The sequence below is a fragment of the Cronobacter turicensis genome (genome assembly GCF_041222865.1).
Lineage (GTDB): Bacteria > Pseudomonadota > Gammaproteobacteria > Enterobacterales > Enterobacteriaceae > Cronobacter > Cronobacter turicensis.
Genome location: NZ_CP165997.1, coordinates 3959376 through 3972659 on the forward strand (window position 1 = coordinate 3959376; position 13284 = coordinate 3972659).

Annotated in this window: 14 protein-coding genes; 6 read left to right on the plus strand and 8 right to left on the minus strand. The window is 56.2% G+C overall.

All coding sequences use genetic code 11. The features are described 5' to 3' along the window. Nucleotides 1-5: 5 nt before the first annotated feature. The 4 genes from sspA to zapE all read right to left on the minus strand — a co-directional run bounded on the left by sspA (nt 6) and on the right by zapE (nt 3183). A complete protein-coding gene (gene sspA / locus AB8W27_RS18910; protein WP_004385111.1) occupies nt 6-647 on the minus strand; it encodes a stringent starvation protein SspA in 642 nt (213 codons plus the stop codon). Nucleotides 648-960: 313 nt separating this feature from the next. Further along, the gene (gene rpsI / locus AB8W27_RS18915; protein ID WP_000829818.1) at nt 961-1353 is read right to left on the minus strand and encodes a 30S ribosomal protein S9; all 393 of its coding nucleotides are present in this window, start codon (nt 1351-1353) and stop codon (nt 961-963) included. Nucleotides 1354-1367: 14 nt separating this feature from the next. Continuing rightward, complete coding sequence (gene rplM, locus AB8W27_RS18920) at nt 1368-1796, minus strand: 50S ribosomal protein L13 (protein WP_002437467.1); 429 nt, start codon at nt 1794-1796, stop codon at nt 1368-1370. Between the two features lie 250 nt (nt 1797-2046). Then, the gene (gene zapE / locus AB8W27_RS18925; RefSeq protein ID WP_012814992.1) at nt 2047-3183 is read right to left on the minus strand and encodes a cell division protein ZapE; all 1137 of its coding nucleotides are present in this window, start codon (nt 3181-3183) and stop codon (nt 2047-2049) included. Between the two features lie 203 nt (nt 3184-3386). On the opposite strand from zapE, the gene zapG reads away from it, so the two are divergent. The 3 genes from zapG to degS all read left to right on the plus strand — a co-directional run bounded on the left by zapG (nt 3387) and on the right by degS (nt 6485). Further along, a complete protein-coding gene (zapG, locus tag AB8W27_RS18930) occupies nt 3387-3785 on the plus strand; it encodes a Z-ring associated protein ZapG (RefSeq protein WP_007704871.1) in 399 nt (132 codons plus the stop codon). Nucleotides 3786-3959: 174 nt separating this feature from the next. Next, a complete protein-coding gene (gene degQ / locus AB8W27_RS18935) occupies nt 3960-5327 on the plus strand; it encodes a serine endoprotease DegQ (RefSeq protein ID WP_007766695.1) in 1368 nt (455 codons plus the stop codon). A gap of 90 nt (nt 5328-5417) precedes the next feature. Continuing rightward, nucleotides 5418-6485 carry an outer membrane-stress sensor serine endopeptidase DegS gene (degS, locus tag AB8W27_RS18940; RefSeq protein ID WP_007766694.1) on the plus strand — a complete coding sequence of 356 codons (1068 nt, stop codon included), beginning with the start codon at nt 5418-5420 and terminating at the stop codon, nt 6483-6485. A 61-nt stretch (nt 6486-6546) separates the two neighbouring features. Here the strand turns inward: degS and mdh are convergent, their stop codons facing one another. Further along, entirely contained in the window at nt 6547-7485 is a 939-nt protein-coding gene (gene mdh / locus AB8W27_RS18945; RefSeq protein ID WP_012814989.1) for a malate dehydrogenase, read from the minus strand. A 436-nt stretch (nt 7486-7921) separates the two neighbouring features. Here mdh and argR point away from each other — a divergent pair, with 436 nt between their 5' ends. From argR to yhcN (AB8W27_RS18960), 3 genes are all read left to right on the plus strand, one after another. After that, the gene (gene argR, locus AB8W27_RS18950) at nt 7922-8392 is read left to right on the plus strand and encodes a transcriptional regulator ArgR (protein WP_007766689.1); all 471 of its coding nucleotides are present in this window, start codon (nt 7922-7924) and stop codon (nt 8390-8392) included. Nucleotides 8393-8752: 360 nt separating this feature from the next. Further along, nucleotides 8753-9016 (plus strand): peroxide/acid stress response protein YhcN, encoded by a 264-nt coding sequence (yhcN, locus tag AB8W27_RS18955; protein ID WP_012814987.1) that lies wholly within the window; start codon nt 8753-8755, stop codon nt 9014-9016. A gap of 104 nt (nt 9017-9120) precedes the next feature. Continuing rightward, on the plus strand, nt 9121-9387 hold the full coding sequence (yhcN, locus tag AB8W27_RS18960) for a peroxide/acid stress response protein YhcN (RefSeq protein ID WP_004385123.1): 267 nt from the start codon (nt 9121-9123) through the stop codon (nt 9385-9387). 70 nt (nt 9388-9457) lie between these two features. Here the strand turns inward: yhcN (AB8W27_RS18960) and AB8W27_RS18965 are convergent, their stop codons facing one another. From AB8W27_RS18965 to aaeB, 3 genes are all read right to left on the minus strand, one after another. Continuing rightward, the gene (locus tag AB8W27_RS18965; protein WP_012814986.1) at nt 9458-9730 is read right to left on the minus strand and encodes a hypothetical protein; all 273 of its coding nucleotides are present in this window, start codon (nt 9728-9730) and stop codon (nt 9458-9460) included. A gap of 45 nt (nt 9731-9775) precedes the next feature. Beyond that, nucleotides 9776-11230, minus strand: coding sequence for an NAD-dependent succinate-semialdehyde dehydrogenase (locus AB8W27_RS18970; RefSeq protein WP_041923107.1), 1455 nt, complete (start codon nt 11228-11230; stop codon nt 9776-9778). A gap of 83 nt (nt 11231-11313) precedes the next feature. Next, nucleotides 11314-13281: a p-hydroxybenzoic acid efflux pump subunit AaeB gene (aaeB, locus tag AB8W27_RS18975; protein WP_041924100.1), complete on the minus strand. Its 1968-nt coding sequence runs from the start codon at nt 13279-13281 to the stop codon at nt 11314-11316. Nucleotides 13282-13284 lie beyond the last annotated feature (3 nt).

Sequence of the window (13284 nt, forward strand, 5' to 3'; positions counted from 1 at the left end):
AAGGTTTAGCCCCGGGTTTGCAGGCGGATTTCGCGCTCGGCTTCGGTCAGCGAAGCAAGGAACGAATCACGCTCAAACACGCGAGTCATATAGCCTTTGAGCTCTTTGGCGCCCGCGCCGCTGAACTCTACGCCTAACTGCGGCAGACGCCACAGCAGCGGCGCAAGGTAGCAATCCACCAGGCTGAACTCATCGCTCAGGAAATACGGCTTCTGACCGAATACCGGTGCGATAGCCAGCAGCTCTTCACGCAGCTGTTTACGCGCGTTATCGGCTTCCTGCGCGGAACCGCTAACGATAACGTTCATCAGCGAGTACCAGTCCTTCTCGATACGGTGCATATACAGGCGGCTTTCACCGCGAGCCACCGGGTAGACGGGCATTAACGGCGGGTGCGGGAAACGCTCATCGAGATATTCCATAATGATGCGCGACTCCCACAGAGTCAGTTCACGGTCTACCAGCGTCGGCACGCTTTGATTTGGGTTGAGGTCAATCAGATCCTGCGGCAGGTTATCCGTTTCCACATGCTCAATTTCAAAGCTGACACCCTTTTCAGCCAGCACAATGCGGACCTGATGGCTGTAGATATCAGTAGGACCAGAAAACAGCGTCATTACCGAACGTTTGTTGGCAGCGACAGCCATGAAAACCTCCAGGTATATTCAGAAAGTTACAGCTACCAGCCGCACACACGACTGGCCTTATCAATCACCCTTCCGTGCCGAACTTTCTTCCGTCTGCAAAACGAACAAAACGTGAACAGTTACCAGCATTTGGGCACAAAATTGGATGATAGTTTACCAGATTTTGCGCAGCTTGTGGTGAGAGGTTTTGTCCGATAGCCGTAAATGGGCGGGATTTCAGTAGATTAGCGGCCAGATAAAAATTCCGGGCATAAAAAAACCCGGCGTTGTGCCGGGTTTTCCGCCAATACGATTCTGCAAAAGCAGAAAAGAATTAACGTTTGGAGAACTGCGGACGACGACGTGCTTTACGCAGACCGACTTTCTTACGTTCAACCTGACGAGCGTCACGAGTAACGAAGCCAGCTTTACGCAGTTCAGAGCGCAGAGACTCATCGTACTCCATCAGAGCGCGGGTGATACCGTGACGGATCGCACCAGCCTGACCGGAGATACCACCACCTTTAACGGTGATGTACAGATCCAGTTTCTCAACCATGTCGACCAGTTCCAGCGGTTGGCGAACTACCATGCGGGCAGTTTCGCGACCGAAGTACTGTTCCAGAGAACGCTGGTTGATAACGATTTTACCGTTGCCCGGTTTGATAAACACACGAGCGGCGGAGCTTTTGCGGCGACCAGTGCCGTAGTATTGATTTTCAGCCATTGCCATAATCCCGATTAGATGTCCAGAACTTGCGGTTGCTGCGCCGCGTGGTTGTGCTCGTTGCCCGCGTAAACTTTCAGTTTACGGTACATAGCACGGCCCAGAGGGCCTTTCGGCAGCATGCCTTTAACCGCGATTTCAATTACACGCTCAGGACGGCGGGCAATCATCTCTTCAAAGGTCGCTTCTTTGATACCACCGATGTGGCCAGTGTGGTGGTAGTACATTTTGTCAGAACGCTTGTTGCCGGTTACAGCAACTTTTTCTGCGTTCAGAACGATGATGTAATCACCGGTATCAACGTGCGGAGTGTATTCCGCTTTGTGCTTACCGCGCAGGCGACGAGCCAGTTCGGTAGCCAGACGGCCCAGAGTTTTACCGGTCGCGTCAACAACATACCAGTCGCGTTTTACGGTTTCTGGTTTAGCTGTAAAAGTTTTCATTAAAAGCTTACCCAAATATAGAGTTACACGTTGGCGAACACCCAAACGCTTAAATTGAGTTGAGGTTCACACGACAAAGTCCGCAAACCTACCCCCTCGGATATGTTTTCGGCACATAAAAGTTTCGGGAAAAAAACTTTCTTGTAACGTGGGGTCGCAAGATTATAGAGAAGTCGAGTATAAAGATCGACCCCTTTTATGAGGAAAGTACAAGGATTCGCTCCCCTGCGTGCAGAGGAGCAGCCAGGGTTCAAGCCAGGTGCGGGCGTTTCAGGTATTCTTCGCTCTGCATCTCCTGCAAACGCGACAGGCAACGCTTGAATTCAAACTTCAGCTGCTCGCCCTGATAAATACTCTCAAGCGGCGCATCCGCCGAGACCACCAGCTTCACCTGGCGTTCGTAAAACTCATCCACCAGCGCGATAAAGCGCCTTGCCGCGTTCTCGGTAGAAGTAGTCATCACCGGCACGTCAAACAGCAGCACGGTATGGAACTGGCGCGACAGCGCGATGTAGTCATGCTGGCTGCGCGCATCCACGCACAGCGTGGCGAACGACGCGGCAAGCGTCTGGTTTTCCACGCCGAGCGTCGGCAGCGGGCGATGGTTAATCTCAAGCGACGGGGCCGCTGCCGCGTTACGCGGCGCGCCCGCCAGCGCCTGCCAGAGCGCGTCCATCTGACGCGTCGTCTCCTCGCCTCGCGGCGACAGCCACAAATGCGCCTGGGTCAGCGTGCGCAGGCGGTAATCAATACCCGCATCGACGTTCATCACGTCGCAGTTCGCTTTTATCGCCTCGATGGCAGGCAGAAACCGTGTGCGCTGCAAGCCGTTGCGGTACAGCTCATCGGGCGGAATGTTGGAGGTTGCGACCAGCGTAATGCCGCGCGCGAACAGCGCCTGCATCAGCCCGCCAAGCAGCATGGCATCGGTAATATCAGAGACAAAAAACTCATCGAAGCAGATAACGTCCGCCTGAGCTTTAAAACCGTCAGCAACCACGTCCAGCGGATCGGCCTGCCCTTGTAGCGCGGCGAGTTCTTCATGCACGCGCAGCATAAAGCGGTGAAAATGCAGCCTGAGCTTGCGCTCGCCCGGCAGGCTATGAAAAAACAGATCCATCAGCCAGGTTTTGCCGCGCCCGACGCCGCCCCACATATATAAGCCGCGTACCGGCGTTTCGCGGGCCGTGTCTTCACGTTTGCCAAAGAGTTTGCCGACTTTCGTCAGCAGGCCGCCGCGAGCCGGTGCGGGTTCGTGGGTTTTCTGCGAAAGGGCCTGCCAGATAAGATTCAGACGATTTACCGCGTCGTGCTGGACGTCGTCCGGCTGATGGGTGCCCTCTTTCAGGGCCTGTTGGTAGCGCGATGTCGGAGAGATGCTCTGCATATATTATTCTTACTTCCTGAAAACGTTCGCCGCAGCGTTATTTTGGCCAAAAAAAGGCCGCTCTACACTACGCCATGCCGCTCCAGGATTCCACTTCTCCTGAATTAGCGGTTATAGTGGGTTTACCGGTCGACGGCACGCAGACGAGAAACCAAGCCTCGCCGTTACCACCCTACGGAATCACAAGACAACGGGAGATGTTCATGACCTGGGAATATGCGCTTATTGGGTTAGTCGTCGGCATTATTATCGGCGCCGTCGCTATGCGTTTCGGTAACCGCAAATTACGTCAACAGCAAGCTTTGCAGTACGAGCTTGAGAAAAACAAAGCGGAGCTTGACGACTACCGCGAAGAACTGGTCAGCCACTTCGCCCGCAGCGCTGAACTGCTGGATAACATGGCGGATGACTATCGTCAGCTCTATCAGCACATGGCGAAAAGCTCCAGCAGCCTGCTGCCGGAAATGTCCGCAGAGACCAACCCGTTCCGCAATCGCCTTGCGGAATCGGAAGCCAGCAACGATCAGGCGCCGGTCCAGATGCCGCGCGACTATTCCGACAGCGCTTCTGGCCTGCTGCGTACCGGCGCGAAGCGCAACTGATACCAAAAAATATCCTTACCGTCGGGCGCATGTAGCGCCCGCTTTTCTTTGGGCGCTGACTATGCTTATTCTGAGCGCTGCCGTCCCGATGACAGCATTGTTACGACATTGAGAATTCAATAATATCCGTGTTTTCAGGTGACTTTTTATAACCAGGTTGCGAGAGCCGCGTTCATGAAAAAACAAACCCTGCTGTTAAGTGCGTTAGCGTTAAGTCTCGGTTTATCTCTGTCGGCGCCTGCGCCGGTGCTCGCCGCCCTGCCGTCGCAGGTGCCGGGCCAGCCTGCCATCCCAAGCCTCGCGCCGATGCTGGAAAAAGTGCTGCCTGCGGTCGTCAGCGTACGGGTGGAAGGCACCGCCGTGCAGGAACAGCGCGTGCCGGAGGAGCTGAAAAAGTTCTTCGGCGAGTCGATGCCGGATCAACAGGCGCAGCCGTTTGAAGGGCTCGGCTCCGGCGTCATTATCGACGCCGCGAAAGGCTATGTGCTCACCAATAATCACGTGATAAACCACGCGGAGAAAATCAGCGTTCAGCTCAATGATGGCCGCGAGTTCGACGCTAAACTTATCGGCGGCGACGACCAGAGCGATATCGCGCTGATCCAGTTGCAAAACGCCAGCAACCTGACGCAAATCCAGGTGGCGGATTCCGATAAACTGCGCGTGGGCGATTTCGTGGTGGCCGTCGGCAACCCGTTCGGGCTCGGCCAGACAGCAACGTCCGGCATCGTGTCGGCGTTAGGCCGCAGCGGGCTGAATCTCGAAGGCTTTGAAAACTTTATCCAGACCGATGCCTCCATCAACCGCGGCAACTCCGGCGGCGCGCTGCTGAATCTGAACGGCGAGCTTATCGGCATCAACACCGCGATCCTCGCGCCGGGCGGCGGCAGCGTCGGCATCGGCTTCGCTATTCCTGCAAACATGGCCCAGACGCTCGCTAAACAGCTGATGCAGTCGGGCGAGGTCAAACGTGGCCTGCTCGGTATTAAAGGCACCGAGATGAGCGCCGATATCGCCAAAGCGTTTAACCTGAACACCCAGCGCGGCGCGTTCGTCAGCGAAGTGCTGCCAAACTCGGGCTCAGCCAAAGCGGGCATTAAAGCGGGCGATGTGATTGTGAGCCTCAATGGCCGCCCGCTGAATAGCTTCGCCGAACTGCGCTCGCGCATCGCCACCACCGAGCCTGGCACAAAAGTGAAGCTTGGCCTGCTGCGCGACGGTAAAGCCCAGGAAGTGGAAGTGACGCTCGATAAAAGCACGTCCTCTTCCGCCAGCGCCGATATCATCGCCCCGGCCTTGCAGGGCGCGACGTTAAGCGATGGTCAGCTCAAAGATGGCACCAAAGGCATTACCATTAATAGCGTCGAAAAAGGCAGCGCCGCGGCACAGGCAGGCCTGCAGAAAGATGATGTTATCGTCGGTGTGAACCGCGCGCGCGTCAGCTCCATCGCGGAGATGCGCAAGCTGCTGGAGAGCAAGCCTGCCATCATCGCGCTGCATATCGTGCGCGGAAATGACAGCCTCTACTTACTGCTGCGTTAATAAACTGAGAGAACGGGCATCACGCCGCGTGTGATGTCCGTTTAACTCATGGTATGCTGCGCCCGTCCCCTGACTACTTAATCCATACACATGTTTCTGAAGCTTTTACGCTCGGTTATTGCGGGGTTGATCGTCGCTGCGTTGCTGCTGACGCTCGTACCTTCCCTGCGCCAGTACAATCCGCTGTTGCAGCAAAAGCTCGATAGCGACGATGAAACGCCCGTGAGTTACAACCGGGCGGTGCGTCGTGCTGCGCCTGCGGTCGTGAATGTCTACAACCGCAGCCTTGGCGGCAGCAACCGCAGCCAACTGGAGATCCGCACGCTCGGCTCCGGCGTTATCATGGATCAGCGCGGTTATATCCTTACCAATAAGCATGTCATCAATGACGCTGACCAGATTATCGTGGCGCTGCAGGATGGCCGCGTGTTCGAGGCGCTGCTGGTGGGCTCAGACAGCCTGACCGATCTGGCCGTGCTGAAAATCAACGCCACCACGCTGCCGGTCATTCCCATCAATCCGCAGCGTATGCCGCACATCGGCGATGTGGTGATGGCGATTGGCAACCCCTATAACCTCGGGCAGACCATTACCCAGGGGATTATCAGCGCCACCGGCCGTATCGGCCTGAACCCGTCCGGACGCCAGAATTTCCTGCAAACCGACGCCTCCATCAACCACGGCAACTCCGGCGGCGCGCTGGTGAACTCACTGGGCGAGCTGATGGGCATCAACACGCTTTCCTTTGACAAGAGCAACGACGGCGAAACGCCGGAAGGCATCGGCTTTGCGATCCCGACCCAGCTCGCCACGCGCATTATGGAAAAGCTCATCCGCGACGGGCGCGTGATCCGCGGCTATATCGGCATCAGCGGGCGTGAAATCACGCCGATGCATACGCCAGCGGCGGGCATCGACCAGATTCAGGGAATTGTGGTTAACGACGTGGCGCAGGACGGCCCTGCCGCGCGCGCCGGCATTCAGGTGAATGACGTGATTGTGTCGGTGAACAAGAAGCCTGCTATCTCCGCGCTGGAAACCATGGACCAGGTGGCGGAAATCCGACCGGGCTCAGTGATCCCGGTGGAAGTGATGCGTAACGACCGCAAACTCACGATCCAGGTGACGATTCAGGAATACCCGGCGACGCCGGAATAGCAGTTTCGCAGGCATAAAAAAACCGGAACCTGAGTTCCGGTTTTTTTTCGTCCATTAACGCTTACTTGTTAACGAACTCTTCGCCCAGGGCGATATCTTTTTTCAGCGTATCCAGCATGCCTTCCAGCGACTGCTGTTCGTAAGCGCTCAGGGCGCCGATCGGTTTACGCTCTTCAATACCGTTTTTACCCAGCAGCAGCGGCTGTGAGAAGAAGCGGGCATATTCGCCGTCGCCTTCCACATAGGCGCATTCCACCACGCCCTGCTCGCCCTGCAGCGCACGCACCAGAGAGAGGCCGAAACGCGCGGCCGCCTGGCCCATAGACAGGGTCGCTGAACCCCCGCCCGCTTTCGCTTCCACCACTTCGGTGCCCGCGTTCTGGATGCGTTTGGTGAGATCGGCAGCTTCCTGATCGGTGAAGTTCACGCCCGGGATCTGCGAGAGCAGCGGCAGAATGGTCACGCCAGAGTGGCCGCCGATAACCGGCACATCCAGCTCAGCGGTTTTTTTGCCTTTCAGTTCCGCCACAAAGGTGTTGGAGCGGATGATATCCAGCGTGGTCACGCCGAACAGTTTGTTCTTGTCGTACACGCCGGCTTTTTTCAGCACTTCTGCCGCGATGGCGACAGTGGTGTTCACCGGGTTGGTGATAATGCCGATGCACGCTTTCGGGCAGGTCGTCGCGACCTGCTGAATCAGGTTTTTCACGATGCCTGCGTTCACATTGAACAGGTCAGAGCGATCCATACCCGGTTTACGGGCGACGCCTGCGGAGATCAGCACCACATCAGCGCCTTCCAGCGCCGGTTTCGCATCTTCACCGGAGAAACCTTTGATTTTCACGTCGGTCGGGATATGACTTAAATCCACCGCAACCCCTGGGGTCACCGGCGCAATGTCATACAGAGAGAGTTCTGAACCTGAAGGCAGTTGGGTCTTGAGTAGAAGGGCAAGCGCCTGGCCGATACCGCCTGCCGCGCCGAGGACTGCAACTTTCATCCTAAACTCCTTATTATGGTTAGCAATTGTGTGCCGTTACTCCATGAGGTGGCGACCATAATCATCCTGGGAGGAAGTTATAGCACTCTTTTCGCCCGCAGTTTGCGATCGTAGCGCGGTTTAACTGAAAGCGATGCGGCCTTCTCGCCCGGGTGCAGATGACGCGAATACCGCCGGGTCACTACCGAAGCAACATCTCAACAGGCGGTTACATTACACCCTCTTTAAGCATCAAAACAACATCATTTTGATAACATTTAGTTTACTTAAAGCCTTATTTACGAGTCGTGACGCAGGCATGTTCCTCGATAACGTAATTTGATAAAATTCGTCTCTTTCATAACATTATTTCAGCCCGCCGCAAGGCAGACCATTTGCATAAAAATTCATCACAATGCATAATAATGTTGTTTATTGGCCTGTATACGGGTGATATATGCGTAGCTCCGCAAAACAAGAAGAATTAGTCAAAGCCTTCAAGGCCTTACTAAAAGAAGAGAAGTTTAGCTCCCAGGGTGAAATCGTCCAGGCGCTTCAGGATCAGGGTTTCGAGAACATCAACCAGTCCAAAGTCTCCCGCATGTTAACGAAATTTGGCGCCGTGCGTACCCGCAACGCCAAAATGGAGATGGTGTACTGCCTGCCGGTTGAGCTGGGCGTACCGACGACCTCCAGCCCGCTGAAAAACCTGGTGCTGGATATCGACTACAACGATGCGGTGGTGGTGATTCACACCAGCCCAGGCGCCGCGCAGCTTATCGCGCGTCTGCTGGATTCGCTTGGCAAAGCGGAAGGGATTCTGGGTACGATCGCCGGTGACGACACTATCTTTACTACGCCCGCGCGCGGCTTTACGGTGAAAGATCTCTACGAAGCCATTCTGATGCTGTTCGAGCAGGAGCTGTAAGCCCTGCGCCGCCGGTTCTTCCGGCGGTTGCCCTTTCCGCCCCGCATTTCCGCTTTCTTTTATGATGTGTGCAGCGTAATCCACCTCTTTTTACGGTTTCGCCTGATTCACAGCCTGAATACCGCACAAATCGTCAACTTCACACAACTGATTGATTTATTGAAATTTTAATCAGAAAACGGACTTTTCATGGTCATTTTTATAATGATCGGTAATAAAAACCATGCATCGTGCGAACAAAGTTTCATAGTAAATAATTAGGTTGGTATTAATTTTTTGGGTGATTAGTGTATACTTGTTTTTGTGATGAGGGTCACACAATAAGGCCCCACCGATAACAATTACGACGAGGAAAAGAACATGAAAACCCAATCAACTGTAACAGCCCTGACACTTCTCTCCATGCTGTCCTTCGGCGCTTTCGCGGCAGATTCTATCAACGCAGAACAGGCGCAGAACCGTCAGTCTATTGGTACCGTTTCTGTTGATGCCGTAAATGCGGCGCCGATGGATCTGCGTGCGATGCTGAATGAGAAAGCCGAAGCGAAAGGCGCAACGGCGTACCGCGTGATTGAAGCCCGTACTGGCGACCACTGGCATGCGACTGCCGAGCTTTATAAATAAGCGTAATAAGCCACGCGACTAACACGTAAAACCTCTCAGCGGTCCGATAAAAACCGTACGCAAACCATTAAGGCCGCTGAATACACCTGCATGAGGAATGAATGATGAAAACGACATTTACCATCGCTGCTCTGGGCCTTGCATCCGTACTCTCTTTCGGTGCGAGCGCCGCAGTCCAACAGGTCAACGCGCAACAGGCGCAAAATCTCCAGCCGATGGGCTCCGTCTCTGTGACGCAGCTGAGCGGCTCGCCGATGGACGTTCGTCAGCAACTGGCCGCTAAAGCAGAAAAAGAAGGCGCAAGCAGCTATCGCATCACTGAACTGACTCAGGGCGATCACTGGCACGCCACGGCAGAACTGTACAAATAAACCCTCGTCGTCTTCTCCGACGACTTTTGCCCCTGCCTGTCGGGGGCCTTTTTGAGGGAATGCTGTATGGCTATTGCCGGATATTGAAGAGGAGCTGACCTTCCAGCTCCTCTTCTGCTTCTTCAAACAGCAGAATCAACGCGCCGAAGCGGCGTTTCACTTCCGCCGTCACATGCAGGAATACGATTTCCAGCGGCAACGGCAGCGCTTCTTCCGTCACTACCTGCCACAGACTATCCAGATCGCCCACGCGTTCCGACGCTATGCCGAACGTTTCAGCAAACGCCCGATAAAAATCCTGCTGACTGGCCATCGTACTGAAATCAAAAGTATAGCTTTTCATTATCGCCACCACGTTTTACGGGCGGCGATGATGCCGCCCTCACGCTTATAACCCGCCAAGATGCAGCGTTTTCACTTCCATAAACTCATCAAGCCCCAGCACCGAACCTTCGCGCCCAAGCCCTGACTCTTTCACGCCGCCAAATGGCGCCACTTCGGTCGACACCGCGCACTCATTGACGCCTATCATGCCGCTTTCCAGCTGCTGCGAGACGCGGAACACGCGCTGGAGATTCTGAGTGTAGAAGTACGCCGCAAGACCGTAAGGCGTATTATTTGCGCGCGCGATAACTTCTTCTTCGGTTTTAAAACTGAAGCAGGCGGCAAGGGGGCCGAATGTCTCTTCCTGCGCCAGTTTCATGTCCTCATTCGCATCAATCAATACCGTCGGCTGCCAGAAATTGCCGCCCAGCGCATGCGGTTTGCCGCCGGTCAGCACCTTCGCGCCTTTCGCGACCGCGTCGTCCACATGCTCGCGCACTTTATCAACCGCCGCTTGCTCGATAAGCGGCCCGACGACAACGCCTTCTTCCCTACCGTTGCCCACTTTCAGCGCTTTTACCGCTTCCGCCAGTTGATTAACGAAACGGTCATAGACGCCTTCCTGGATATAGAAGCGGTTAACGCTGACACACACCTGGCCTGCGTTACGGAATTTATTGGCGATAGCGCCTTTCACCGCCGCATCGATGTCGGCATCGTCAAAGATGATGTACGGCGCGTTGCCGCCAAGCTCCATCGAGACTTTTTTCATTGTCTCGGCGGCATTGCGCATCAGCGTTTTGCCTACCGCGGTTGAGCCGGTGAACGAGATTTTGCGAACCTCCGGGCTTGCCATAATGGCGTCGCTGATTTCCGACGTGCTGCCCGCCACCGCATTGAGCACGCCGTCCGGCACGCCCGCCTGCTGCGCCAGCGCCACCAGTGCGAAAGCGCTGAGCGGCGTATTGTTGGCGGGTTTGATAACGCCGGTACAGCCCGCGGCCAGCGCCGGGCCGAGCTTACGGGTCAGCATCGCCATCGGGAAGTTCCAGGGCGTGATCGCCGCCACGACGCCGACCGGCTCGCGGGTCGCCAGAATGCGCGAGCCGGGCTTCACGGGCGGAATGATTTCGCCGTTGGCGCGTTTGGCCTGCTCGGCGAACCACTGGATAAAGCTCGCGGCGTATTCCACTTCGCCTTCCGCCTCTTTCAGCGGCTTACCCTGTTCGCTCGTCATCAGCTCGCCCAGCGCGCGCTTGTTTTCGATAATGAGCTGATACCAGCGATAGAGAATTTCAGAGCGTTCTTTGGCGGTTTTAGCGCGCCAGGCGGGGAAAGCGCGGCTGGCGGCGGCGATAGCGGCCTCGGTCTCTTTTTTACCCGCTTTCGCGACCTGCGCGATCACCTCGCCCGTCGCCGGATTCAGCACGTCGAAGGTTTCCTGCGCGCTGTGCCATGTCCCGTCAACAAAATAGCCCGTTTTAAAAAACGCCTGTTCTGCAAATGCTTGTGCGGTCATTGTCCCCTCCTGCACGTGAAATTCCGTAGATGGGGGTAAGTATAGTCATAAAAAAACCGACGCTTTGGGCGTCGGTTTTGGCATTACGTGTTGGTAAACGCCTGCTGATATTTATGGAGCATATCGGTCAGCCGTTTCACGGAATCGATAACCGATTGCGGCGCCGCCCAGACATGCAGCTTCTCCTGGTAGATCGCCAGCTCATCCAGCAACTGGCGAAACGTCGCGCGTCGTTTTTCATCGCTGGAAGCAGAAATAACCCGGTCCGCCGTGCGTCTTAACTGGCGGTGAAACGCCGAGAGATCGTCGTTTACCGGCACCGGCGCTTCGCGCAGTCGCTGGTGCGCGATGATGAGATTCAGCGCCAGGCGAAATTTCGCCACGTCATCCGGGAATTTACTCAGCAACAGAAAGAGCTGCTGATAGAGCGCAGGCAGATGGTTCTCTTTACGCTTCGCTTTATTGGTGGTGAGCGAGGAGACCGCCGTCGAGACAAACTGGTTCAGCAGCATGCGGCCTGTCTGCGCCTGCGAGTTATCACGGATAACCAGAATCACCATCATCGCCAGCATACAGCCCACCAGTTGGCCCAGCGCGCTGTCGAGAAACTGGCTGAAGTGGAACGTCATCGGGTTATCCAGCACCAGAATATTAATGGTGCCCGCGAGCGCGCCCATCGAACCAAGCCGCCGCTTTTGCACTTCGATGCCGATAAAAAAGCCGAGCAGCGCCAGGCTGATGCACAACAGCAGCATGCTCTGCTGGGTCGACGGGAGCACGACCAGGAAGTAGAACGCGCCGAGCGGCAGCGCGGCGAGCATCCCGTAGAGGAAATCGAGCGACACCATACGCGGGTTCGGCAGGCGCATCGCCAGCGCCGTCACGACCGCTATCATGATCATCGCGCCGCTGCCGGAGGTCCAGCCGGTCCAGAGCCAAAAGAGCGCGCCCAACAGGCACGACACCGTGGTGCGCCAGAAGTTAATCATGGCGTGGTGACGCTCCGCCGACGGGGCTTTAACCACCACTTCATCAGTCAGCACATCGTCTTCCACCGCGCTGATTTTCGCGTTGGTGATCACGCCGCGCTTGAGTAGTAAGTAACGCGTGGCCGCGCCGACCCAGGTGTAAATCGTCACCGGCGTGTCGTGCTCGCCGGTCCAGGAGAGCACGCGGCGGATGAACTTCAGGCGACGGTGCACATCGGCGGCGGTTTCCACCGGCTCGACAAACAGCTCGCGGTATTCAGGCGCTATCGACTCCGGACGGGTGTTCTGGATGAGATAGGTTTCGCAGGCCTGGGTAATGAGCGTCAGGGAGAGCGTATTGAGCGCTTTAAGGCGGCGATTCGCCCGCACCCAGCGCGATGACTCCATATTCAGGTTAACCCGCATACCGTCGAGCGCGGCGGTACGACGCACCAGCGCGCCCCACGCTTTATCCACCTCTTCGCTGTCGCCGTGGGCCATGCAGAGCTGCATCAGGCGAAACTGCTCCACCAGCAGCGCGTCCAGTTCGCGGTCAATCTCTTTTTTAATGGAGCGCGGGGAGAACAGAAGATCGGCGATAATCGCGCAGAAAATCCCGAGAACGATTTCACTACAGCGCTCCAGCGCAAACTGCGGCGCCAGCAGCGGCTCGGCCTGAATCGTAATGACAATAATCAGCGCCGTGTAACCCGCCAGCCCCCAGGCATACGAGTTCTCGACTTTCACCAGCGACGACACCCAGGTACAGAAACCGACCCAGATACAGCAAAGGGTCAGCATTAATACCGGCGCGCGAATGGTGCCGATAATCATCACCAGCGCGGCGATACAGCCAATGAACGTGCCGATGATCCTGAGCATGCCGCGATAACGAATGGCGCCGGACCAGGGCTCGCCGCCCGCGGCAAACGCCGGGCCCGCCGCGACAATAGCCGCGGTCAGCACCGCCCAGCGCGGCGTTTCGAGCTGAAAGTGAAACCCGACGAACAGCGCCAGCACAATGGCGGTGGCGAGCTTTATCGCAAAGCGCAGATGCCGGGGATCGATAGATAAAAAGCCCATCAT

Coding starts and splice junctions, on each gene's coding strand:
- rplM (WP_002437467.1), bottom strand. CDS start 1,796: ATGAAAACTTTTACAGCTAAACCAGAAACCGTAAAACGCGACTGGTAT.
- aaeB (WP_041924100.1), bottom strand. CDS start 13,281: ATGGGCTTTTTATCTATCGATCCCCGGCATCTGCGCTTTGCGATAAAG.
- degQ (WP_007766695.1), top strand. CDS start 3,960: ATGAAAAAACAAACCCTGCTGTTAAGTGCGTTAGCGTTAAGTCTCGGT.
- zapE (WP_012814992.1), bottom strand. CDS start 3,183: ATGCAGAGCATCTCTCCGACATCGCGCTACCAACAGGCCCTGAAAGAG.
- zapG (WP_007704871.1), top strand. CDS start 3,387: ATGACCTGGGAATATGCGCTTATTGGGTTAGTCGTCGGCATTATTATC.
- AB8W27_RS18965 (WP_012814986.1), bottom strand. CDS start 9,730: ATGAAAAGCTATACTTTTGATTTCAGTACGATGGCCAGTCAGCAGGAT.
- degS (WP_007766694.1), top strand. CDS start 5,418: ATGTTTCTGAAGCTTTTACGCTCGGTTATTGCGGGGTTGATCGTCGCT.
- mdh (WP_012814989.1), bottom strand. CDS start 7,485: ATGAAAGTTGCAGTCCTCGGCGCGGCAGGCGGTATCGGCCAGGCGCTT.
- AB8W27_RS18970 (WP_041923107.1), bottom strand. CDS start 11,230: ATGACCGCACAAGCATTTGCAGAACAGGCGTTTTTTAAAACGGGCTAT.
- yhcN (WP_012814987.1), top strand. CDS start 8,753: ATGAAAACCCAATCAACTGTAACAGCCCTGACACTTCTCTCCATGCTG.
- sspA (WP_004385111.1), bottom strand. CDS start 647: ATGGCTGTCGCTGCCAACAAACGTTCGGTAATGACGCTGTTTTCTGGT.
- rpsI (WP_000829818.1), bottom strand. CDS start 1,353: ATGGCTGAAAATCAATACTACGGCACTGGTCGCCGCAAAAGCTCCGCC.
- argR (WP_007766689.1), top strand. CDS start 7,922: ATGCGTAGCTCCGCAAAACAAGAAGAATTAGTCAAAGCCTTCAAGGCC.
- yhcN (WP_004385123.1), top strand. CDS start 9,121: ATGAAAACGACATTTACCATCGCTGCTCTGGGCCTTGCATCCGTACTC.